Consider the following 21,450-nt stretch of genomic DNA (forward strand, 5'->3'; position numbering starts at 1 on the left):
TCATCTTGGCCGTGAGGGCGTCGGCGGCGTCGTCCACGCGGAACCCGGCCGTCTCCGCCGGGGCGCCCGGCGCCCGGGAGACGGCGGCGTGCAGGACCACCTGGAACAGGACGTCCCCGAGCTCGGCGGCCAGGGCGGGGTACGCGCCGTCGGCCCGACGCGCGGGCACGTCGGCCCACGCGGCGGCGTCGCGGGACTCGATCTCCGCCACCGCCTCGTACGCCTCCTCCACGAGGTACTCGGCGAGGTCGGCATGCGTGAGCGCGGCCGTCCAGGGGCAGTGGTCGCGCAGGGCCTCGACCACCGCCACCAGACGGTCCACACTCGCGCTCACGGGCGGATCAGTCGTCCTCGTCCTCGTCGTCCAGCTCCTCGAGGACAGGGCCGACGGCGTCGCCGGAGATGACCTCGCCCCAGCCGGCCACGAGGATCTCGGCGAGGTCCTCGCGCTCGTCCACGGACAGGAAGGCTGCCTCGGCCGCGTTGAGCTGCAGGTCCAGCAGCTCGGAGAGCGAGTAGCCGAAGGTCTCGGCGAGCAGGTAGAGCTCGTCGGTCAGGGACACGTCCGAGACGAGCCGGTTGTCCGTGTTCACGGTGACGCGGAAGCCGAGCTGCACGAGCAGGTCGATGGGATGGCCCGCGATGCCCGCCGCGGCGTCCACCGCGCCGGTCTGCAGGTTCGAGGACGGGCAGACCTCCAGGGCGATCTGCCGGTCCCGCACCCACGCGGCGGTCTCGCCCAGGTCCACGAGGCCGGTCAGCTCGTCCAGCTGCTCGCCGTCCTCGTCCACGCCGCCGTACTCCACCGAGATGTCCTCCGCCAGGCGCACGCCGTGGCCCAGACGCAGGGCGCGGCCGTCCACGAGGGCCGAGCGGACGGAGTCCAGGCCGTCGCCCTCGCCCGCGTGCACGGTGACGGGCAGGTGGTGGGCGGCCAGCCACGTGAAGGTGTCGGCGAAGCGGGAGGGCGGGAACCCGGCCTCGGCGCCCGCGATGTCGAAGCCCACGACGCCGGCCTCGCGGTGGCGCACGGCCAGCTCGGCGATCTCCTGGGCCCGGTCGGCGTGCCGCATCGCGGTGACCAGCTGGCCCACGCGGATCACGTGGCCCGCGGCGTCGGCGGCCTCGACCGCCTCGTCCAGGCCGGCCTGCACGGCCTCGACGGCCTCGTCCAGGCTCAGCCCGCCGGCCAGGTGCTGCTCGGGGGCCCAGCGGATCTCGCCGTAGACGACGCCGTCGGCGACCAGGTCCTCGACGAATTCGCGGGCCACGCGGCGCAGCTGCTCGCGGGTCTGCATCACGGCGGTGGTCAGGGCGAAGACCTGCAGGTACTTCTCGAGGGACTCGCCGTTGGCGTGCTCGGCGATCCACTCGGCCAGGCCCTCGACGGTGTCCGCGGGGACCTCGACGCCGGCCTCGCGGGCCAGGTCGAGGACGGTGCCCACGCGCAGGCCGCCGTCGAGGTGGTCGTGGAGGGAGACCTTGGGCAGGACGGCCAGGTCGACCTCGAGCGGGGAGGGGGATGCGGTGTCCGGAAGCTGCGTCGTCGTCACGGGCGTCACTCTACGGCAGGGCGCTCAGCGCAGGGCCTCCTGCTCGGCCAGGGTGAGGCCCTTCACCCCGGCGCCCAGCCGGCGGCGCAGCAGGGCCTTGAGCAGGCGGTCCAGCAGCAGGCCCACGAGCGCGGCACCCGTCACGGAGACGGCGATCTGCAGCACCGGGTTCTCCAGCCAGCCCGCGGTCAGGCGCGCGATCATGATCGAGTACGCGGCCCAGCTGGCCGTGGAGAGCAGGTCCAGCGCCACGAACCGCACCGGCGGATAGCGGGTGGCGCCGGCCGTGAGGTTCAGGGCCACGCGGCCGCCGGGGATGAACCGGGCGGTGAACAGCAGCAGCGCGCCGTGGCTGTGCAGGTGGTGACGGGCGACCTCGACCGTGGCCCGCACCCGCCGCAGCCGCATCCACCGGAACCGCTCCACGCCCACGGCACGGCCGATCGCGTACGCGGCCACGTCCCCCAGGAACGCGCCCGCGAAGCCGACCCCCCACAGCGCCCACAGGGAGAACGGATGCCCGTCGCGGACGATCGCGCCGAGGGCCACCAGCACCGACTCCGACGGGAAGATCGGCACGATGCCGTCGAGCAGGCACAGCAGCAGCGTCAGCGGCAGGACCCACCACTGCGCGGAGGCGTGGAGGATCGCCCCCTCGAGCCACGCGAGCATCCGGTCAGCCGATCCGGTCCAGGATCACGGAGCGCTCGCGCAGGGCCCGGGCGGCGTCGTCGTCGAGCTCGCCGACGGACCAGCCGCCGGCGAGCGCGGCCCTCGCCCGCTCGAAGCGCTCCGGCGTGTCCGTGTGCAGGGTCAGCACCTTCTGACCCCGGGCCACGCGCTCGCCGGGGCGCACGTGCACCTCGACGCCGGCCGCGGCCTGGACGCCCTGGCCCTGTCGCTCCCGCCCGGCGCCGAGGCGCCACGCGGTCAGGCCCACGGCCATCGCGTCCAGCTCGGTGAGGACGCCGTCCGTCTCCGCGACGACGTCCTCGGTGTGGGCCGCCGTCGGGAGGGCTGCGCGGGGGTCGCCGCCCTGGGCCTCGATCATCCGGTTCCACACGTCCATCGCCCGGCCGTTGGCCAGGTGCTCGGCCGGGTCCACGTCCGTGACCCCGGCGCCGGCGAGCATCGCGGCGGCGAGCGCCACGGTGAGCTCCACGACGTCGGCCGGGCCGCCGCCGGCGAGCACCTCCACCGACTCGCGGACCTCGAGGGCGTTGCCGGCCGTCCGGCCCAGGGGCACGGACATGTCCGTGAGCAGCGCCGAGGTGTCCACCCCGGCGTCCCGGCCGAGGTCCACCATGGTCCGGGCCAGCTCGCGGGCGGACGCCTCGTCCTTCATGAACGCGCCCGAGCCGCACTTGACGTCCAGCACGAGGGCGCCGGTGCCCTCGGCGATCTTCTTGGACATGATCGAGGAGGCGATCAGCGGGATGGCCTCCACCGTGCCCGTGACGTCGCGCAGGGCGTACAGGCGCTTGTCCGCCGGGGCCAGGCCGGAGCCGGCGGCGCAGATCACCGCGCCCACCTCGGAGAGCTGGCGCAGCATCGCCTCGTTGCTGAGGTCGGCCCGCCACCCGGGGATCGCCTCGAGCTTGTCCAGGGTGCCGCCGGTGTGGCCGAGGCCGCGGCCGGACAGCTGCGGCACGGCCACCCCGAAGGAGGCCACGAGCGGGGCCAGCGGCAGGGTGATCTTGTCCCCCACGCCGCCGGTGGAGTGCTTGTCCGCGGTGGCCAGGGGGCGGCCGTCCGGGGTGGTGAGCCCGCCGAAGTCCATGCGCTCGCCCGAGGCGATCATCGCGTCCGTCCAGCGGGCGATCTCGGCGCGGTCCATGCCGTTGAGCAGGATCGCCATGGCCAGGGCGGACATCTGCTCGTCCGCCACCACGCCGCGGGTGTACGCGTCCACCACCCAGTCGATCTGCTCGGGGGACAGCGTCCCCCGGTCCCGCTTGGTGCGGATCACCTCGACGGCGTCGAAGGGCTCGGCCTGCGGCTGCGCGGTCATGGGGGTCTCCTCGGGGGACGGCTGCGACGGTCAGCCTCCGACTCTAGCGAGCGGGCCCGGGAGCGCGCCGCAGGTCAGGGACGGTCCGCCCGCTCCAGGTCGGCCGGGCCGAAGGCGTCCGGCAGCACCGCGTCGATCCCCCGCTCCCCCGCCGGGGTGAGCAGCACGAGCCCGGGGGCGCGGAACTCGTACAGCAGCTGGCGGCACCGCCCGCAGGGCATGGTGAGCACGCCCGCGCCGTCCACGCACACGAACGCGGCCAGTCGGCCGCCCCCGCCCATGCGCAGGTCGGCCAGCAGCGCGCACTCGGCGCACAGGGTCAGCCCGTAGGACGCGTTCTCGATGTTGCAGCCCGAGACGAGGCGGCCGTCGTCGGTGAGCGCGGCGGCGCCCACCCGGAACCCCGAGTAGGGCACGTAGGCGTGCTCCGTGGCGGCCAGGGCCGCGGCCCGCAGCCGGTCCCAGTCCACGCGCGGCGCCGTCGTCGTGTGCTGCCCGTCCGCCACGGCTACTCCTTCACGTACGGCACGCCCGAGGCGGCCGGGCCGCGCGAGCGGCCCACGAGGCCGGCCACGGCGAACACCGTGACGAGGTACGGGAGCATCGCCATGAACTGGCTCGGCACCGGGGTGCCGAGGATCGCCAGGACGTACTGCATGTTGGTGGCGAAGCCGAACAGCAGCGCCGCGAAGAACGCGCCGATCGGGTTCCAGCGGCCGAAGATCACGGCCGCGAGCGCGATGAAGCCCTGGCCCGCCGTCATCTCCTTGGTGAAGGACGACGCGGAGACGAGCGTGAAGAACGCCCCGCCCATGCCGGCCACCGCACCGCCCAGCAGGACGGCGGCGTACCGCGTGCGGTTCACGTCGATGCCCACGGTGTCCGCGGCCTTGGGGTGCTCGCCCACGGCGCGCACGCGCAGGCCCCAGCGGGTGCGGAACAGGGCGAACCACAGCGCGATCACGAGCAGGTACATCGCGTAGCCCAGGATCGTCTGGTCGAACAGGATGGGCCCGAGCACGGGGATGTCCGCCAGGCCCGGGATCCGCAGGTTCGGGAAGTGCGGCGGCGCGTTGAGCTCGGTGTCCCCGTCCGTGAGGACGGTGGAGTACAGGAAGCTCGTCAGGCCGGCCACGAGCACGTTGAGCACGACGCCGACGATCACCTGGTTGACCAGGTACTTGATCGAGAACACGGCGAGCAGCCAGGACACGAGGACGCCGGCCACGATGGCGGCGACCAGGCCCGCCCAGGGCGAGCCGGTGGCGGTGCCGACGACGGCGGCCGTGAACGCGCCCGCCAGCAGCTGACCCTCGATCGCGATGTTCACCACGCCCGAGCGCTCGGCCAGGATGCCGGCCATCGAGCCGAAGATCAGCGGGACGGCCAGCGCGAACGAGCCGGCGATCAGGCCGGTGAGGAACACGGTGGTGTTGTCCGCCGAGCCGATCACCCAGATGAGGAACGCGGCCACGAAGGCGACGGCGAACGGGGCCGCGGCCCAGCCGGGGGTGCGCCCCGAGCGCAGGGTCGCCAGCCAGGCCACCGCGGTCAGCAGCGCCATGAGCCCGACGAGCAGCCAGCCCCCCAGCACGGGGTCGGCGGTCAGGTCCGGGAGCACGACGGCGTCGGACGCGTTCGAGAGTCGGAAGGTCGCCGCCGCCTCGGGGGCGCCGAGGGCGAAGACGGCCAGGGCCAGCAGGGTCAGGATCGTCAGGGCGATCGGGGTGGTCCAGTGCCGGACCACGACCCGGGCGGGCTCGGCGGCCTCGGGGCGGACGACGTCGGCGTGGGGCCGGGCGGCGGTCGCGCTCATCGGGCGTCCCCCTTCTGCTCGTGCGGGCGGTGGGTCGGGGCCGTGTCCGTGGGTGCAGTGGTCGGAGCCTGCGGGTCCGCGACGGCGGCGGTCGCGGCCTCCTGGACGCCCGTGGACGGGGCGGCGGCGTGGCCGCCGGCGCGGGTCAGCGCGGCGCCGGCCACGGCGGGCTGGGTCACGGGGTCGGCCGCGCGGCGGGCGCGCGCGGCGCCCGGGGCGGGCAGCCGGAAGATGGCGCGCACCAGCGGCGGGGCCGCGATGAGCAGCACGATCACGGACTGCACCACGAGGACGATGTCGACCGGCACCCCGGTCTCGGTCTGCATGGTCACGCCGCCGGCGCGCAGGGCGCCGAAGAGCAGGCCCGCGAACAGCACGCCCACCGGGTGGGACCGGCCGAGCAGCGCCACCGTGATCGCGTCGAAGCCGAAGGACCCGGCCACGGAGGTGTTCAGCGTGCTCTCCGTGCCGGCCACGTGGGTGGCGCCGGCCAGGCCGGCGAGGCCGCCGGAGATCGCCATGGCGGCCAGGTAGGAGCCCTTGACGGAGATGCCGGCCGTGCGGGCGGCGTCCGGGTTGGCGCCCACGGCCCGCAGGCGGAAGCCGAGGGTGGAGCGCTGCATCAGCCACCACGTGAAGAGCACGGCCAGCAGCGCGACGAAGAAGCCCCAGTGCAGCCGGAAGTCGGTCCCCAGCAGCCGCGGGAACATGGCGGAGCGGTCCAGCGGCGCGGACACCGGGTTCGTGGTGCCGGGTGCCCGCAGGACGGGGGTGTTCAGCAGGTACGCGAGCAGGTTCACCGCCACGTAGTTGAGCATGATCGTGAGGATCACCTCGTGCGCGCCGGTCCAGGCCTTGAGCACGCCGACGACGGAGCCCCACAGCACGCCGCCGAGCACGCCCATCACGACGACGAGCAGCAGGTGCACGCCGGCCGGCAGGTGCAGGTGCACGCCGAACCACGTGGCGAACATGGCGCCGAAGATGAACTGGCCCTGGCCGCCGATGTTGAACAGGCCCGCCCGGAAGGCGATGGCGATGCCCAGCGAGATGATGATCAGCGGGGTCGCCACGGTGAGGGTCTCGGTGAGCGGGTAGAGCATGCCCGTCGCGTCCGAGGCCCGGTAGTTGAAGACGGCGCCGCGGAACAGGGCCGCGAAGGCCCCGGCGAACGCGGCCCAGGCGGCGGAGAGCAGGTCGCCCGGGCGGGCGAAGAAGTAGCCGGCGGCGTCGCGGACGTCCTCGTCCACGGCGATGATCAGCAGACCGGAGATCAGCAGGGACAGCAGGATCGCCAGGGCGGTGACCGTGCCGTTGCCCGAGAGGATCCGGCGCAGGGCGGAGTCGGCGGGGGCGGGCCGGACGGCCGCGTCGGACGCGGGGGCCGGGCGCTGCGGGGCGGCGGTGCTCACGGGCGCTCTCCTTCCGTGGTGGGGTGGGCGGCGAGCGCCTCACCGGCGGTGCCGGGCGTGCCCGCGGCGACGTCTGCGCCGGAGGCGAGGGCCGCGTCGTCGGGGGTCTGGCCGGCCATCATGAGGCCGAGCGTCTCGCGCGAGGTGTCCCCCGGCACGATGCCGACGATCCGCCCGTGGTACATCACGGCGATCCGGTCCGCCAGCTCGAGGACCTCGTCCAGCTCGGTGGAGACGATCAGCACGGGGGTGCCGGCGTCGCGCTCGGCGATGATCCGGTCGTGCAGGAACTCGATCGAGCCGACGTCCACGCCGCGCGTGGGCTGCGAGGCGATGAACAGGCGCAGCCCGTCCACGAGTTCGCGGGCCATGACGACCTTCTGCTGGTTGCCTCCCGAGAGGGAGGAGACCGGCAGGTCCACGCCCTGGGTGCGGACGTCGAACTCGGCCACGCGGCGCTCGGCGAGCGCCCGCACCGCGGCGGGGCGCATCTGCACGGCGTTGCCGGCCGGGGCGACGTCGTACCGGTTGAGCACCATGTTCTCCGCCACGGAGAACGGGCCGACGAGCCCGTCCGTGGAGCGGTCCTCGGGCACGAAGCCGACGCCGGCGCGGATGATCTGGCGGGTGGACCGGCCGATCAGCTCCCGACCGTCCAGGGTGACGGAGCCGGTGGCCTTGACCAGGCCCATGATCGCCTCGGTCAGCTCGGTCTGCCCGTTGCCCTGCACACCGGCCACGGCGAGCACCTCGCCCTGGCGGACGGCGAAGGACACGGCGTCCAGCAGCACCTGGCCCGTGGGCGAGACGACGGAGAGGTCCTCGACGCGGAACGTCTCCTCCCCCAGGGTCGGGGCCGTCTTGCGCCGCTCGAGGACGACGCTCCGGCCCACCATGAGGGCGGCCAGCTCGGCGGCCTCGGCGGAGGGCTCCGCCGTGCCGACCACGCGGCCGCGGCGCAGCACGGTGATGTCGTCCGAGACGGCCTTGACCTCGCGCAGCTTGTGGGAGATGAACACGATCGCCGTGCCGTCCGCCCGCAGCTGCCGGATGATGCCGAGCAGCTCGTCGGTCTCCTGGGGGGTGAGCACGGCGGTCGGCTCGTCCAGGATGAGGATGCGCGCGTCGCGGACGAGGGCCTTGATGATCTCGACGCGCTGCTGCACGCCCACGGGCAGGTCCTCGACGACGGCGTCCGGGTCCACGTCGAAGCCGTACTGCGCGGAGATCTCCCGGATCCGCCGGCGGGTGGCCTCGAGGTCGAGCACGCCCAGGGCGCGGGTGTGCTCGTCGCCGAGGGCCACGTTCTCGGCCACCGTGAAGACGGGCACGAGCATGAAGTGCTGGTGCACCATGCCGATGCCCGCGCGCATGGCCTCGCCGGGGCCGGAGAACCGGACGGGCTCGCCGTCGAGCAGGATCTCCCCCTCGGTGGGCTCGTAGAGCCCGAAGAGGACGTTCATCAGGGTGGACTTGCCGGCGCCGTTCTCGCCGAGGAGGGTGTGCACCCGCCCCGACTCCACGGTCAGGTTCACGTCCTCGTTCGCGGCGAACGAGCCGAAGCGCTTGGTGATCCCGCGCAGTTCGAGCCTCATCGAGGGCCTTCCGTCTGGTCGATGCTCGTGGTGCCGCGCTCGGCGGCGGGGGCGGGCCGGGCGCCCGCGCGCCGCGGGGCCGGTCCGGAGGGGTCCGGGCCGGCCCTGCGGCGGTGGCGAGGCGGGTCAGGCCTCCGGGGAGTACTCCGAGCCGACCTTCAGCTCGCCCGAGACGATCTTGGCCTCGAGGTCCTTGAGCTCGTCCTTGAGCTCCTGCGGCACCGTGTCCTCGAAGTCGTGGAACGGGGCCAGCTCGACGCCCTTGTTCTCCAACGTGCCCACGTAGGGCTCGGCCGAGAACTCGTCCTTCAGGTCCGCGGCGATCACGTCGGCGACGGACTGGCCCATGTTCTTCTTCACCGAGGTGAGGATCAGGTTGCCGTCCTTGGTGGACTCGTAGCCGTCCGAGTCCGGCCAGATGACCTTGACGTCCTTGCCGCCCTGGTTCGCCTCGCGGACGGCGTCCAGGGTGCCCAGGCCCACGGGGCCGGCCACCGGCATCACGATGTCGGCGCCCTCGTTGATGAAGTTGGCGGTGTTCGTCTTGCCGTTGGCCACGTTCTTGAAGTCGCCCGTGAAGGAGCCGGTCTTCGCGTCCTTGTCCCAGCCCAGGACCTTGACGTCCTTGTCCTTGACCTCGTTGTAGTGCTCCACGCCGCGGGCGAAGCCGTCCATGAAGATGGTGACGGTGGGGATCTCCATGCCGCCATAGGTGGCCACGGTGCCGGTCTCGGTGGTGCCCGCCGCCAGGTAGCCGGCCAGGAACGCCGCCTGCGCCGTGTCGTAGGTGAGCTTCTGGACGTTGTCGGAGAAGCCCTCCGCGGTGACGTCCACGCCGAAGAAGTGGGTGTCCGAGTGCTGCGCGGCGATCGGCTTCATGGCGTCGCCGAGGAGGAAGCCCACGCCGATGACGGCGTCGCAGTCGGCGTTGACCATGGCGGTCACGTTCGGGGTGAACTCGCTGGGCTCGTTCGACTCGGCCTCGCTGGTGGTGATGCCGTAGGCCTTCTCGGCGGCCTTGAGGCCCTCGTAGGAGGACTGGTTGAAGGAGCGGTCGTCGAAGCCGCCCTCGTCCGAGACGATGCAGGCCTTGTAGTCCTTGTTGTCCGAGCCGACGCCGTCCACGGTGGCGATGGCCTCGCTCTCGGCGGCGCCGGAGCCCGAGGCCTCGGACTGCTCCGGCGGGGCGCCGCACGCGGTCAGCAGCAGGCCGGAGACGCCGAGCGCGGCGGCGGGGAGCAGGAGACGACGGCGGCGCGCGGCCGACGGGGTGGCGATGCCCATGGGGTCCTCATTTCGGAAGGCACGGTGCGAGGTCCGCGGCCGGTGGCCGCGGAAAGACGGGGCCCGTGCGGGTGGCCCCGTCCGGATGAGCGCGAGTCTACCGAACGGTGGGCCCGTCCCCTCCGGCGGGGGCGGGCGGTGGGGTCAGTGGTGGTCCTCGCCCGTGAGCACCTGCAGCGCGGCGGCGGTGAAGACCCGCATGCCCACGCCGATGGCCCGCTCGTCCGGCGCGTAGTCCCCGCGGTGCAGATCGTAGATGGGGCCACCCGGGGACCGGGTGCCGAGGCGCAGCATGGAGCCGGGCACCTTCTGGGTCATCCAGGCGAAGTCCTCGCCGCCCATCGACTGCGGGGTCAGGACGATCGCCCGCGAGCCGAGCTCCCGCCGCGCCGCGGTCTCGATCAGCGCCGTCTCGCCCTCGGTGTTGTGCACCGGCGGGACGCCGCGCACGTGCTCGAGCTGCACGTGCACGCCGTACGGCGCGGCCACCTGTCGGACCACCTCGTCGAGCAGCGCACCGGCCTCCTCCCACACGTCCGCGTCGAGGCAGCGCATGGTCCCGGCGAGGTAGCCGGTGTTGTCGATCGCGTTGGGCGCGCTGCCGGCGGCGATCTGCCCCCACACCACGGAGACGGCCGAGCGCACGTCGATCCGCCGGGAGAGCACGGCGGGCACGTTCACGGCAATCTGGGACAGGGCGAAGACCATGTCCTCGGTGAGGTGGGGCCGCGAGGTGTGCCCCCCGCGTCCGGTGAGGGTGATCCGGATGGTGTCCGCCGCCGAGGTGATGGCGCCGATGCGGGTGCCGATCGAGCCGACGTCGACCTGGGGATCGCAGTGCGCCGCCAGGATGCGGGGCACGTCGTCGAGGACCCCCTGGCGCAGCACGGCCAGGGAGCCGCCGGGCAGCCGCTCCTCCGCGGGCTGGAAGATGACGCGGACCGTGCCGTGGGCCCGCTCACCGGCCGCGCGCAGGTCGGCGTCGGCGGTGGCCCCGCGGAGGATGCGGCCGAGGGAGACGGCCACACCCGCCATGACGGCGGTGTGCATGTCGTGGCCGCACGCGTGCGCGACGCCGTCATTGACGGACACGTAGGGCAGGCCGGTCTCCTCCTCGACCGGCAGCGCGTCGATGTCGGCGCGCAGGGCCAGCACCACCGGCCCCTCCCCGACGTCCACGTAGGCACCCGTGGACTCCATCCGCACGGGCGAGAGCCCGTAGCCGGCGAGCAGCTCCACGATGCGGTCGGTGGTGCGGTACTCCTCATAGGAGAGCTCGGGATGCCGGTGCACGTCGCGGCGGAAGGCCACGATCTCCTCCTCGAGCTCGGCCACCACGGGGGCCACCGAGGGGACGGAGGTCGGACGGGGCCCGGTCAGCACGGAGTCGGAGGTGGTCATGGCCCAGCACCCTACTCCGGGGGTGCCGGTCGGTGGGGGCCGGACCCGGCCGGGGACGCGGTCAGAGGACCTCGTCCACGCCCTCCGCCTTGAGCGCCTCGACGGCCTTCTTGACCTCCTGGGCGTGCTCCGTGGTGGTGACCAGCAGCGCGTCCTCGGTGTCCACCACGACGACGTCCTCGATGCCGATCAAGGCGATGACGCGCTTCGTGTCCGTCACCACGACGCCGGACGCGTCGTCCGAGTACACGCGCGGGGTGTCCCCGATCACCGTGATGCCGGAGGCGTCCTTGACCGGGTTCAGGCGGGCGATCGCCGCGAAGTCCCCCACGTCGTCCCACGTGAAGGAGCCGGGGATCATGGCCACGTCGCCGACGGCGGCGGCGGGCTCGGCCACGGCGTAGTCGATGGCGGTCTTCGTCAGCTCGGGCCACACCCGGGCCATGACCTCGTCCCGCTCCGGCGTCTCCCACGCGCGGGCGATCTCCATCAGGCCGGCGTGCAGCGCGGGCTCGTTCTCCTCGAGGTGGGCCAGCATGAGGCCCACGGGCGCCACGAACATGCCCGCGTTCCAGAGGTAGCGGCCGGACTTCACGTACTGCTGGGCGACCTTCAGGTCCGGCTTCTCCACGAACGCGGCGACGTCGTGCGCGTCCGGGGCGCCGGCCACGCGGAGGCGGCGGCCCCGGCGGATGTAGCCGAAGCCCGTGGCCGCGTGCGTGGGCTCGATGCCGATGGTCACGATCCGGCCGGTGGCCGCCGTCTCGACGGCCTGCCGCACCGCGTCCTGGAAGACCTCCACCGGGGAGATCACCTGATCCGCCGCGAACGAGCCCATGATCGTGTCCGGGTCACGCAGGGAGAGGATCGCCGCGGCCAGGCCGATGGCGGCCGCGGAGTCCTTGGGCGAGGGCTCGAGCACCAGATCCGTCTCCGCCAGGGCCGGCAGCTGCGTGCACACCGCCTCCCGGTGGGCCTCCCCGGTCACCACGAGCATGCCCGTGGCCAGGGGCGCCAGACGGTCCCACGTGGCACGGATCAGGGTCTGGCCCGAGCCGGTGAGGTCGTGGAGGAACTTCGGCGCGGCGGCCCGCGAGAGGGGCCACAGGCGGGTGCCCACGCCCCCGGCGGGGATCACGGCGTGGAAGCGGGACAGGGCCGTGCCCGGCGCGGCCTCGCGCGGGGCATCGGTCAGGTTCGGATCGGTGCTCACCGGGCCAGACTACGGAACCCTCCGGACGGGGGACCACTCGACGCCTCCCAGGCGGGGCACAGCCCAGACCGAGCAGGACGGCGGCGGGGCGCCGCGCGCGTCACAGTGGCCGCCCCGGTCCCCGATCGGGCACGGAGGCGCGGGAAGGGTCTACCCTAGGCGGAGGAATCCACTCGCACACGCCCCTGCCCGTCGTCGTCCCACGGCGGAGGACCGGGATCGTGCATTCCCCCTGGAGGTATCAACCGTGTCTAGCGCCACTGCGCAGGCCCCGGCCAAGAACGGCCGCGGAACCCTGTACCGGGGCCACGGCGGCATGTGGTCCTGGGTGGGCCACCGCGTCACCGGCGTCGTCATCTTCTTCTACCTGCTCGTCCACGTGCTGGACACGGCCCTGGTCCGGGTCTCCCCCGAGGCCTACAACACCGTGATCGGCTCATACAAGACGTGGTACTTCGCCCTCGGCGAGGCCGGCCTCGTCGCGGCGATCATCTTCCACGCCCTGAACGGCCTGCGCATCATCCTGGTCGACTTCTGGAAGGGCGGCACCCAGCACCACAAGACCATGCTGTGGATCGTGCTGGGGCTGTGGGTCGTCCTGACCCTGGGCTTCGCCATCCGTCACTTCAGCCTCGCACTCGGAGGTCACTGAGCCATGAGCACCACCGCTGAGACCACCATCGCGGCGCCCCGCAGCCGCCGTCTGGACCCCAAGTACACGCGCGACGGCGGCTGCCGCGGCAACTTCGAGATGCTCGCCTGGCTGTTCATGCGCATCTCGGGCGTCTTCCTCGTCGTGCTGATCGCCGTGCACCTGACCACCAACCTGCTGGTGGGCGACGGCATCCAGGCCGTCGACTTCGGCTTCGTGGCCGGCAAGTGGGCGCACCCGCTGTGGCAGTTCTGGGACCTGGCCCTCCTGTGGCTGGCCATGCTGCACGGCGCCAACGGCGTGCGCACGATCATCAACGACTACACCCGTCGCGGCACCGGCCGGTTCTGGCTGACGATGATCCTGTACATCGCCACGGCCGTGATCATCAGCCTCGGCACCCTGGTGATCTTCACCTTCGACCCCTGCATGGTGGACGCCTCCGGCGCCCTGCTCGAGGGCTCCCCGGCCTTCTGCGGCTGACCCCGGAAACGCTCACCCTGCGGTGCGGCCGGCCCGAGCGGCCGCCGCGTCACAGACACCCAGAAAGAGAGACCTGAATGCAGGTGCACAAGTACGACGTGGTGATCGTCGGCGCCGGCGGCGCGGGCATGCGCGCGGCCATCGAGGCCGGTCAGCGCGCGCACACCGCCGTCCTCACCAAGATCTACCCCACGCGTTCCCACACCGGCGCGGCCCAGGGCGGCATGTGCGCGGCCCTCGCCAACGTCGAGGAGGACAACTGGGAGTGGCACACGTTCGACACCGTCAAGGGCGGCGACTACCTGGTGGACCAGGACGCCGCGGAGGTCATGGCCAAGGAGGCCATCGACGCGGTGCTCGACCTCGAGAAGATGGGCCTGCCCTTCAACCGCACCCCCGAGGGCAAGATCGACCAGCGCCGCTTCGGCGGCCACACCCGTGACCACGGCAAGGCGCCCGTGCGCCGCGCCTGCTACGCCGCGGACCGCACCGGCCACATGATCCTCCAGACGCTGTACCAGAACTGCGTCAAACACAACGTGGAGTTCTACAACGAGTTCTACGTGCTCGACCTGCTTCTGGTGGAGGAGGACGCCGTGCGCGAGGACGGCACCCCGTACAAGCAGAAGCGCACCGCCGGCGTCGTCTCCTACGAGCTGGCCACCGGCGAGATCCACGTCTTCCAGGCCAAGTCGGTCATCTTCGCCACCGGCGGCGCCGGCAAGGTGTACAAGACCACCTCGAACGCCCACACCCTCACCGGCGACGGCATGGCCATCGCCTACCGCGCGGGCCTGCCGCTCGAGGACATGGAGTTCGTGCAGTTCCACCCGACCGGCCTGGCCGGCCTGGGCATCCTGCTTTCGGAGGCCGCACGCGGCGAGGGCGGCATCCTCCGCAACGCGGACGGCGAGCGCTTCATGGAGCGCTACGCCCCCACCATCAAGGACCTCGCCCCGCGCGACATCGTGGCCCGGTCCATGGCCGAGGAGGTCCGTCAGGGCCGCGGCGCCGGCCCCAACAAGGACTATGTGCTGCTCGACCTGACGCACCTGGAGCCCTCGCACATCGACGAGAAGCTCCCGGACATCACCGAGTTCGCCCGCACGTACCTGGGCGTCGAGCCCTACACGGAGCCGGTGCCGGTGTTCCCCACCTGCCACTACTTCATGGGCGGCATCCCCACGAACATCAAGGCCGAGGTCCACCAGGACAACGACACCGTCGTGCCGGGCCTGTACGCCGCCGGCGAGGTGGCCTGCGTGTCCGTGCACGGGTCCAACCGCCTGGGCACCAACTCGCTGCTGGACATCAACGTGTTCGGCCGCCGCGCCGGCATCTACGCCGCCGAGTACGCCGTGCAGGCGGACTGGGTGGAGCTGCCCGAGGGCGGCGAGCTGCCGACCGTGGAGCACATCGAGAACCTGCGCTCCGCCACCGGCTCCGAGCGCGTCGCGGACATCCGCGCCGAGCTCCAGGAGTCCATGGACGCGGACATGCAGGTCTTCCGCGACGAGGACTCGATCCGCCGCGCACTGGCCAAGATCGAGGAGCTGCGCGGGCGCTACGAGAACGTGTCCGTCCAGGACAAGGGCCACCGCTTCAACCTCGACCTGCTCGAGGGCATGGAGCTGGGCTACCTCCTGGACATCGCCGAGGCGATGACCCTCGCGGCCCTGGGCCGCAAGGAGTCCCGCGGCGGGCACTACCGCGAGGACTACCCCGATCGCGACGACGAGAACTTCATGGCGCACACCATGATCTACCGTGACGAGACCGCGGAGATGGAGGGCGTCAAGGGCATCCGCTTCGAGACCAAGCCCGTCGTCGTGACCCGTTACCAGCCGATGGAGCGTAAGTACTGATGAGCCACTCAGCAACCGAGACCGAGGCCCCCGTGGCCCAGGCGCAGACCCAGTCCGCCGGCGGCGGCGCAGGCGAGGTCGAGAGCTTCGACATCGTGCTCAAGGTCCGCCGCTACCTCCCGGAGTCCTCCGAGGAGTCCTACTGGGACGAGTGGCGCCTGACCATGTACGGCACCGACCGCGTGCTGGACGCCCTGCACAAGGTCAAGTGGGACCACGACGGCACCCTGTCGTTCCGCCGCTCCTGCGCCCACGGCGTGTGCGGCTCCGACGCCATGCGCATCAACGGCCGCAACCGACTGGCCTGCAAGACGCTCCTGAAGGACCTCGACCTGTCCAAGCCCATCCTGGTGGAGCCCATCAAGGGCCTGCCGGTGGAGAAGGACCTGATCGTGGACATGGACCCGTTCTTCCAGTCCTACCGCGAGATCATGCCGTTCCTGATCAACAAGGGTCCGGAGCCCACCAAGGAGCGCTACCAGTCCCAGGCCGACCGGGCCCGCTACGACGACACCACGAAGTGCATCCTGTGCGCCGCGTGCACCTCGTCCTGCCCGGTGTTCTGGACGGACGGCCAGTACTTCGGCCCGGCCGCCATCGTCAACGCGCACCGGTTCATCTTCGACTCGCGTGACGAGGCCGGCGACATGCGCCTGGAGATCCTGAACGACAAGGAGGGCGTGTGGCGCTGCCGCACGACCTTCAACTGCACCGACGCGTGCCCCCGCGGCATCCAGGTGACCAAGGCGATCGCCGAGGTGAAGCGGGCCATCCTGGCCCGCCAGTTCTGATCCCCCGCACCACGACGGCGGCCCGTCTCCTCGCTCGAGGAGGCGGGCCGCCGTCGTCGTGCGTGGTGCCCCTCCCGCCGAGGCCCGCAGACGCGCCGTCACCGGCCCGGTGTAGCGGCGTGTCTGCGGGCCTCGGCGTGGGGGCGGGGGCGGGACCGGAGGCGGAGGCGGAGGCGGCCCGAGCTCAGCCGTCGAAGGCGTTGCGCGTCTCCCGCCGGTGCGCCACACGCAGCCACACCGCGCTGGACACGAGCATCCCGACGACGGCGCCCAGCACGACCGGCCCCCCTCCCCCTGCCTGCACCATCCGCCCGCCGTCAACCATCCAGAAGGCCGCCGTGAGCATCCCCAGCACCACGAACACGCTCCCCACGGGGCGCACAGCCCGGATCCGGCGGGTGATGCCGGCCAGGAGCACCAGGGTCAGGGCGACCACCGCCGCGGCGGCCACCGGCCACGCCCCCGCCGGGGTGAGGAACGCGGCGACGTCGGCGTCGGTGACCTCGCTCGCGCCCCAGGAGCGCGCCTCCAGCACGGCGCGGGCGTAGCCGGGCGTCGACTGCAGCGCGAGCACGCCCCCCACGCCGGCCGCGCTCAGTGCGCCCGTGACGGCCGTGACGGTCTGGAACAGGCGCAGGGGACGCAGCGACGCGAGATCGGGGGCGGGGTCCGTGGTCTCGTGGGGATCGTCGTCGAGGGGGTGCATGCCCCCATCATGCCCGGCGGCGCAGGAAGGTCGTTGCGAGGCCCGGGTTGAAGGCGCACACGAGCCAGGCCGCGTTCACGAGCGCGAACAGCCCGCCCAGGACCAGGGGCAGCACCACGTCCCCGGCGGGGAAGACGAACAGGCGGATGGCCCCCAGCAGCGTCACGAAGATGGCGATCGAGGCGAACAGGGCACCCATGATGCGCGCCGTGTTGCTGTGCCGGGTCAGCCCGACGAGGACGATCGCGTAGACCGCCAGACCCAGCAGGGTCGCGAACCAGGCACTGCCGGTGAGGGCGCCCTCGATGGCCTCGGCGGTTATCGCGGGCGACTGCGCGCCGCCCTCGGGCAGCGAGTCCGCGATGTCCTGGGCCGCGCCCGGGAGGAGGTTGCGCAGGATCGACGCGGCATAGAGGACTGCGGACGCGACCGTCAGTCCGAGCAGCGCCCGGAACACGCCGGGGGTGCGGGCGTCGGGGCGGATCAGCGGGCGGGCGTCCGGGCCGGAGTGCCCGGCGATGCGCCGCCGCGCCTCATCCGGGCCCACCACGGGCCGCCCGCCGCCGTCCAGGTCGTCGGGGTGGGGGGACACGGGATGCGGGGGTCGATGATCGGAGGCCATGTCGCCATGGTCTCCGATGGCCGACGCCGGGGCGAGGGCTGGCGACCCAGGACTCGCCGCCGGCGAACGGCGTCGGGGTCAGGCGCGGCGGCCCTGACGGGTGTAGGCCGCGACCTGCGGGTTGAAGGCCTTGACCAGCCACAGGATGTTCACGATCACCAGTGCCAGGCTCAGCACGGAGGCCAGGACGCCGCCGATGCCGGGGTAGGTCACGAAGGAGAAGATGCCGCCGACGGCGCTGAGGGTGCCCAGGATCGCCAAGACGATGCCGAGGATGCGGGCCCAGTTCTTGGCCCCGCGGAGGTTGAAGTACACCAGGGCGTACAGGGCCACGCCGATGAGCAGGACGATGATCGAGCCCACCGTCACGGAGGCGCCCACGACGGGCGCGATCTCCTCCACCTGCTCGGGGGTGAGGCCGCTCTGGCGAAGGGAGTCCCTCATGCTTTCGATGCTCTCCTCGCCGCCGAACAGGGCCGGCAAGGAGGACAGCACGTACAGCGCGAGCGACGTGAGCGTCAGCGTCCGGAGGGCGGGGAACGCGGCCGGCTCCGGGACGATGCCGTACGGGCTGCCCGGCTGGGCGCCGTAGCCCGGGGCCGCGTAGGGCTGCGTGCCGTAGCGGGGGCCCGCGGCGGGCTGGCCCGGGTTCGGGTCCTGGTGCGGTCGATCGGTGGTCATGGTGAGCTCCTCGGTGTCGGGGGTGACGGTGATGGCGGTGACGGACGCGGCGGCAGGATCACTCGTGCCGCAGGGCCTCGATGGGATCCTTCCGGGCCGCACGCAGGGCGGGCAAGGTGCCGGCGATGAACGCGATGGCCACGATCAGCAGCAGGATCAGCAGCAGGGCGAGGGGGTTGACCGCGAACAGGACCAGACCGGTGACGCCGCTGAGGGGGCCGGTGGTCAGCACCTGGTTCGCGATGAGGCCGACGGCGACGCCCAGGCCGATGCCGATCAGCGAGCCGAGCAGGCCGATCACGACGGCCTCCATGGTGAACAGGCCGAAGATCTTCCCGCCGGTCATGCCGAGGGCCTTCATGAGGCCGATCTCCCGGGTGCGCTCCTGCACCGCCATGAGCAGGGTGTTGATGATGCCGAAGCTGGCGGCGAGCAGCGCGATGAGCGCGAAGCCGGTGAGCACCCACGTGACGGCGTCGATGACGCCGCGGATCACGCCGAGCTGCTCCTCGAGGGTCTGCGCCAGCAGGCCCTGGTCGGCCAGCGCCTGCTTCACGGCGTCCTCGTTCGCCTCCGGGTCCTCCACGATCGCCGTGGCCTGGAAGTAGGTGTCCCGCTGGGACTCCGGCAGGCCCTCCGTCGTGATGTCGTAGATCTCCTGCTCGAGCGACTCCGACGGCGTCGGGGCGGTGCCCGCACCGGACGCGGCCGCCTTCGTCACACCGACCACGGTGGCCGTCACGGACTTGTGCTCCTGCAGCGGGGTCGCCGCCACGACGGTCAGCTCCGTGCCGACCAGGTCCTCGGCGTCGCTGGCGCCCAGGTCCTCCACCCACGACTCGGGCATGACGATCTCCGCGGCGCCAGCCTCGGGGGCACGGCCGGCGGAGAAGGTGAGCATGTCGATCTCACCGGAGCTGCCCATGAAGCCGGTCTGCCACTTGCGGTCGTCCGGGCCCTGGATGTACTCCGGCTCGGCCACCCGATAGGTCTTCACCTCGGTGACGTGCTCGGTGTCCTCGATCGCGGCGAGGTCCTCCTGAGTGAGCAGCGGCATGCCGAACATCTCGCCACCGGCGGTGTCCTGCTCCGTGTACTCCTGGGGCGAACCGCTCACCGCGCCGGCCGAGGACATGTCCTGCTGCTTCATCACGGTCAGCTCGCCGGGCTTGCCGAAGCCCTCGACCACGTTGTCCACGTACTTGTTGATGCCCGCGCCGAGCCCCGTGGTGAGGGTCAGCGTGAATGCGCCGATCACGATCGCGACGACGGTGAGGAAGGTGCGCAGCTTGGAGCGCATCGTGTTGGCGAGCGCCGTGCCCGCGACGTCGGTGACCTTCATGCCCGTGCTCCGTCCCGCTCGGTGCCGACGCGCTCGTCGGCGATGACCACGCCGTCCTGCAGCTCGACGCGACGGTCGCACTTCGCGGCCAGGTCGTCGTCGTGCGTGACCACCACGAGGGTGATGCCCTCGTCGCGGTGCAGGCCGAAGAGGATGTCCTCCACGGCCGCCGAGGTGGCGGAGTCCAGGTTGCCCGTGGGCTCGTCCGCGAACAGCACCGTCGGGTTGTTCACGAGCGCGCGGGCGATGCACACGCGCTGCTTCTGGCCGCCGGAGAGGTCCGTGGCCTTGTTCTTCGCCTTGTCCGCGAGCTCGAGCCGCTCGAGCACCGCCATGCCGCGGCGGGCGCGCTCGGCCCGGCCCACGCCGGCGATCTTCAGCGGCAGCACGGTGTTCTCCAGGACCGTCTGGTTCGGGTTCAGGAAGAACTGCTGGAACACGAAGCCGAACCGCTCGTTGCGCAGCTGCGAGATCTCCGCGGCCTTGAGCTGGGAGACGGGTCGGCCGTCCATCGCGACGACGCCGGCGGAGGGCTGGTCCAGCAGCGCCAGCAGGTGCATCAGGGTGGACTTGCCGGAGCCGGACTTGCCGACGACGGCCAGGGACTCGCCGCGCTGGATCTGCAGGGTGATGCCCTTCAGCGCGTCGAAGCGAGACGCCCCGCGGCCGTAGACCTTGACGAGGTTCTCCGTCTCCAGGACGGGTTCGGCCCCGGGCGGGACCTCGGCGACCCCGGGGGTCGCGACTGCGGTGGACATGGCTCCGGCACTCCTCTGTCGGTGGGACACGCCCCCACGGCGGCAGGAGCGGGGGCGGTGCATCCATCCTGACAGCCGCGCACGCCCCGTCGCCTCCGCCTCGAGTCGGAGAAACACGACGGCCCGCGTCCCCCGCAGGTCGGGGGCGCAGGCCGTCGTCGGGGGGCCGGTGCGGTCCGGCTCAGCGCAGCGGCGGCAGGAACCCGACCTTGGCGTAGACGTCCTCGAGCACGGGCGTGGCCACGGCGCGGGCCTTCTCGGCGCCGGCGGCGAGGATGCGGTCGAGCTCGGCGGGGTCGTCCAGCAGCGCGAGGGCGCGCTCGCGCACGGGGGCCAGGCGCTCGACGACGGCGTCCGCCACCGCGACCTTGAGGTGCCCGTACATCTTGCCGACGAACTCCTCCTCGAGCTGCGGGATCGGTGTGCCGGACACCGCGGAGAGGATGGTCAGCAGGTTGGAGACGCCGGGCTTGGCCTCGCGGTCGAAGCGCACCTCGGTGCCGTCGTCGGTGACCGCGGACTTGATCTTCTTGGCGGTCTTCTTCGGCTCCTCGAGGATGTTGATGAGCCCGTTCGGGGACGCCGCGGACTTGGACATCTTCGACGTGGGGTCCTGCAGGTCGTAGATGCGCGCGCCGGTCTCCGGGTAGAAGCCGGTGGGCACCACGAACGTCTCGCCGTAGCGGTGGTTGAAGCGCTGGGCGAGGTCGCGGGTGAGCTCCACGTGCTGGCGCTGGTCGTCGCCCACGGGCACGCCGTGCGGCTGGTAGAGCAGGATGTCCGCGGCCATGAGCATGGGGTACGCGAGCAGGCCGACGCCGGCCGCGTCCGCGCCCTGCTTGGCGGACTTGTCCTTGAACTGGGTCATGCGCATGGCCTCGCCCATGCCGGTCATGCAGGTCAGCACCCACGCCAGCTGCGCGTGCTCGGGGACCTGGGACTGGACGAACAGCGTGGAGCGCTCGGGGTCGATGCCGCCGGCGATGAACTGCGCGGCGGCCACCCGCGTGCGCTCCGCGAGCGCGGCCGGGTCCTGCGGCACGGTGATGGCGTGCAGGTCGGGGATGAAGAAGAACGCCTCGAAGTCGGCCTGGGTGCGCTCCCAGTTCACGAGGGCGCCGAGGTAGTTGCCCAGGTGGAGGGAGTCCGCCGAGGGCTGCATGCCGGAGAGCACGCGGTGCCGGGCGGACGCGCCGGCCAGGTGGGCGGTGGCGGCGGCGTCCTGGGCCAGGACGTCCTGCACGGAGTTCTTCTTCATGGTCATC

Annotated in this window: 21 protein-coding genes; 4 read left to right on the forward strand and 17 right to left on the reverse strand. The window is 72.3% G+C overall.

Annotated elements, in window-relative coordinates; genetic code table 11:
• The 11 genes from D8M29_RS00855 to D8M29_RS00905 form a co-directional block, all read right to left on the reverse strand.
• On the reverse strand, nt 1-334 hold a 334-nt coding region (locus tag D8M29_RS00855), incomplete at its 3' end, for a MazG nucleotide pyrophosphohydrolase domain-containing protein (RefSeq protein WP_305034208.1).
• A gap of 7 nt (nt 335-341) precedes the next feature.
• On the reverse strand, nt 342-1,553 hold the full coding sequence (locus tag D8M29_RS00860) for an adenosine deaminase (protein ID WP_036336747.1): 1,212 nt from the start codon (nt 1,551-1,553) through the stop codon (nt 342-344).
• Between the two features lie 24 nt (nt 1,554-1,577).
• A complete protein-coding gene (locus D8M29_RS00865) occupies nt 1,578-2,225 on the reverse strand; it encodes a DedA family protein (protein ID WP_036336738.1) in 648 nt (215 codons plus the stop codon).
• Between the two features lie 4 nt (nt 2,226-2,229).
• Nucleotides 2,230-3,564, reverse strand: coding sequence for a thymidine phosphorylase (locus tag D8M29_RS00870; RefSeq protein WP_127445756.1), 1,335 nt, complete (start codon nt 3,562-3,564; stop codon nt 2,230-2,232).
• 74 nt (nt 3,565-3,638) lie between these two features.
• Entirely contained in the window at nt 3,639-4,070 is a 432-nt protein-coding gene (locus tag D8M29_RS00875; RefSeq protein ID WP_036336742.1) for a cytidine deaminase, read from the reverse strand.
• A gap of 2 nt (nt 4,071-4,072) precedes the next feature.
• Nucleotides 4,073-5,380 carry an ABC transporter permease gene (locus D8M29_RS00880; RefSeq protein ID WP_036336743.1) on the reverse strand — a complete coding sequence of 436 codons (1,308 nt, stop codon included), beginning with the start codon at nt 5,378-5,380 and terminating at the stop codon, nt 4,073-4,075.
• Nucleotides 5,377-6,792 (reverse strand): ABC transporter permease, encoded by a 1,416-nt coding sequence (locus tag D8M29_RS00885; RefSeq protein WP_127445757.1) that lies wholly within the window; start codon nt 6,790-6,792, stop codon nt 5,377-5,379. Before D8M29_RS00885 ends, D8M29_RS00880 begins: the two co-directional genes overlap by 4 nt.
• Nucleotides 6,789-8,387, reverse strand: a complete 1,599-nt coding sequence (locus tag D8M29_RS00890) for an ABC transporter ATP-binding protein (RefSeq protein WP_127435034.1) — start codon at nt 8,385-8,387, stop codon at nt 6,789-6,791. The genes D8M29_RS00885 and D8M29_RS00890 overlap by 4 nt, the downstream gene beginning before the upstream one ends.
• Before the next feature lie 126 nt (nt 8,388-8,513).
• Nucleotides 8,514-9,671 carry a BMP family protein gene (locus tag D8M29_RS00895; RefSeq protein ID WP_036313327.1) on the reverse strand — a complete coding sequence of 386 codons (1,158 nt, stop codon included), beginning with the start codon at nt 9,669-9,671 and terminating at the stop codon, nt 8,514-8,516.
• A gap of 144 nt (nt 9,672-9,815) precedes the next feature.
• Nucleotides 9,816-11,072 carry an amidohydrolase gene (locus tag D8M29_RS00900; RefSeq protein WP_060974015.1) on the reverse strand — a complete coding sequence of 419 codons (1,257 nt, stop codon included), beginning with the start codon at nt 11,070-11,072 and terminating at the stop codon, nt 9,816-9,818.
• A gap of 61 nt (nt 11,073-11,133) precedes the next feature.
• Nucleotides 11,134-12,285: a mannose-1-phosphate guanylyltransferase gene (locus tag D8M29_RS00905; RefSeq protein WP_127435033.1), complete on the reverse strand. Its 1,152-nt coding sequence runs from the start codon at nt 12,283-12,285 to the stop codon at nt 11,134-11,136.
• A 247-nt stretch (nt 12,286-12,532) separates the two neighbouring features.
• On the opposite strand from D8M29_RS00905, the gene sdhC reads away from it, so the two are divergent.
• From sdhC to D8M29_RS00925, 4 genes are all read left to right on the forward strand, one after another.
• Entirely contained in the window at nt 12,533-12,937 is a 405-nt protein-coding gene (sdhC, locus tag D8M29_RS00910; RefSeq protein ID WP_127435032.1) for a succinate dehydrogenase, cytochrome b556 subunit, read from the forward strand.
• A 3-nt stretch (nt 12,938-12,940) separates the two neighbouring features.
• The gene (locus D8M29_RS00915) at nt 12,941-13,420 is read left to right on the forward strand and encodes a succinate dehydrogenase hydrophobic membrane anchor subunit (RefSeq protein WP_113913977.1); all 480 of its coding nucleotides are present in this window, start codon (nt 12,941-12,943) and stop codon (nt 13,418-13,420) included.
• A gap of 77 nt (nt 13,421-13,497) precedes the next feature.
• Complete coding sequence (sdhA, locus tag D8M29_RS00920; protein ID WP_113913976.1) at nt 13,498-15,285, forward strand: succinate dehydrogenase flavoprotein subunit; 1,788 nt, start codon at nt 13,498-13,500, stop codon at nt 15,283-15,285.
• Entirely contained in the window at nt 15,285-16,076 is a 792-nt protein-coding gene (locus D8M29_RS00925; protein ID WP_170748218.1) for a succinate dehydrogenase iron-sulfur subunit, read from the forward strand. Before sdhA ends, D8M29_RS00925 begins: the two co-directional genes overlap by 1 nt.
• Nucleotides 16,077-16,260: 184 nt before the next feature.
• On the opposite strand, the gene D8M29_RS00930 is transcribed toward D8M29_RS00925, so the two are convergent.
• The 6 genes from D8M29_RS00930 to trpS all read right to left on the reverse strand — a co-directional run bounded on the left by D8M29_RS00930 (nt 16,261) and on the right by trpS (nt 21,449).
• On the reverse strand, nt 16,261-16,782 hold the full coding sequence (locus D8M29_RS00930; RefSeq protein ID WP_127435031.1) for a hypothetical protein: 522 nt from the start codon (nt 16,780-16,782) through the stop codon (nt 16,261-16,263).
• Nucleotides 16,783-16,789: 7 nt separating this feature from the next.
• Complete coding sequence (locus tag D8M29_RS00935) at nt 16,790-17,374, reverse strand: hypothetical protein (protein ID WP_127435030.1); 585 nt, start codon at nt 17,372-17,374, stop codon at nt 16,790-16,792.
• A 108-nt stretch (nt 17,375-17,482) separates the two neighbouring features.
• On the reverse strand, nt 17,483-18,085 hold the full coding sequence (locus D8M29_RS00940; protein WP_127435029.1) for a hypothetical protein: 603 nt from the start codon (nt 18,083-18,085) through the stop codon (nt 17,483-17,485).
• 58 nt (nt 18,086-18,143) lie between these two features.
• Complete coding sequence (locus D8M29_RS00945) at nt 18,144-19,427, reverse strand: ABC transporter permease (protein ID WP_127435028.1); 1,284 nt, start codon at nt 19,425-19,427, stop codon at nt 18,144-18,146.
• Nucleotides 19,424-20,185, reverse strand: coding sequence for an ABC transporter ATP-binding protein (locus D8M29_RS00950; protein WP_049161379.1), 762 nt, complete (start codon nt 20,183-20,185; stop codon nt 19,424-19,426). The genes D8M29_RS00945 and D8M29_RS00950 overlap by 4 nt, the downstream gene beginning before the upstream one ends.
• A gap of 181 nt (nt 20,186-20,366) precedes the next feature.
• A complete protein-coding gene (gene trpS, locus D8M29_RS00955) occupies nt 20,367-21,449 on the reverse strand; it encodes a tryptophan--tRNA ligase (RefSeq protein WP_002856591.1) in 1,083 nt (360 codons plus the stop codon).
• Between the last annotated feature and the right edge of the window lies 1 nt (nt 21,450).

The organism is Micrococcus sp. HSID17227 (assembly GCF_003989405.1).
Classification (GTDB): domain Bacteria; phylum Actinomycetota; class Actinomycetes; order Actinomycetales; family Micrococcaceae; genus Micrococcus; species Micrococcus luteus.

Coding starts and splice junctions, on each gene's coding strand:
- D8M29_RS00865 (WP_036336738.1), bottom strand. CDS start 2,225: ATGCTCGCGTGGCTCGAGGGGGCGATCCTCCACGCCTCCGCGCAGTGG.
- D8M29_RS00945 (WP_127435028.1), bottom strand. CDS start 19,427: ATGAAGGTCACCGACGTCGCGGGCACGGCGCTCGCCAACACGATGCGC.
- D8M29_RS00880 (WP_036336743.1), bottom strand. CDS start 5,380: ATGAGCGCGACCGCCGCCCGGCCCCACGCCGACGTCGTCCGCCCCGAG.
- D8M29_RS00900 (WP_060974015.1), bottom strand. CDS start 11,072: ATGACCACCTCCGACTCCGTGCTGACCGGGCCCCGTCCGACCTCCGTC.
- D8M29_RS00890 (WP_127435034.1), bottom strand. CDS start 8,387: ATGAGGCTCGAACTGCGCGGGATCACCAAGCGCTTCGGCTCGTTCGCC.
- D8M29_RS00870 (WP_127445756.1), bottom strand. CDS start 3,564: ATGACCGCGCAGCCGCAGGCCGAGCCCTTCGACGCCGTCGAGGTGATC.
- trpS (WP_002856591.1), bottom strand. CDS start 21,449: ATGACCATGAAGAAGAACTCCGTGCAGGACGTCCTGGCCCAGGACGCC.
- D8M29_RS00930 (WP_127435031.1), bottom strand. CDS start 16,782: ATGCACCCCCTCGACGACGATCCCCACGAGACCACGGACCCCGCCCCC.
- D8M29_RS00915 (WP_113913977.1), top strand. CDS start 12,941: ATGAGCACCACCGCTGAGACCACCATCGCGGCGCCCCGCAGCCGCCGT.
- D8M29_RS00940 (WP_127435029.1), bottom strand. CDS start 18,085: ATGACCACCGATCGACCGCACCAGGACCCGAACCCGGGCCAGCCCGCC.
- sdhA (WP_113913976.1), top strand. CDS start 13,498: ATGCAGGTGCACAAGTACGACGTGGTGATCGTCGGCGCCGGCGGCGCG.
- D8M29_RS00925 (WP_170748218.1), top strand. CDS start 15,285: ATGAGCCACTCAGCAACCGAGACCGAGGCCCCCGTGGCCCAGGCGCAG.
- D8M29_RS00950 (WP_049161379.1), bottom strand. CDS start 20,185: ATGTCCACCGCAGTCGCGACCCCCGGGGTCGCCGAGGTCCCGCCCGGG.
- D8M29_RS00895 (WP_036313327.1), bottom strand. CDS start 9,671: ATGGGCATCGCCACCCCGTCGGCCGCGCGCCGCCGTCGTCTCCTGCTC.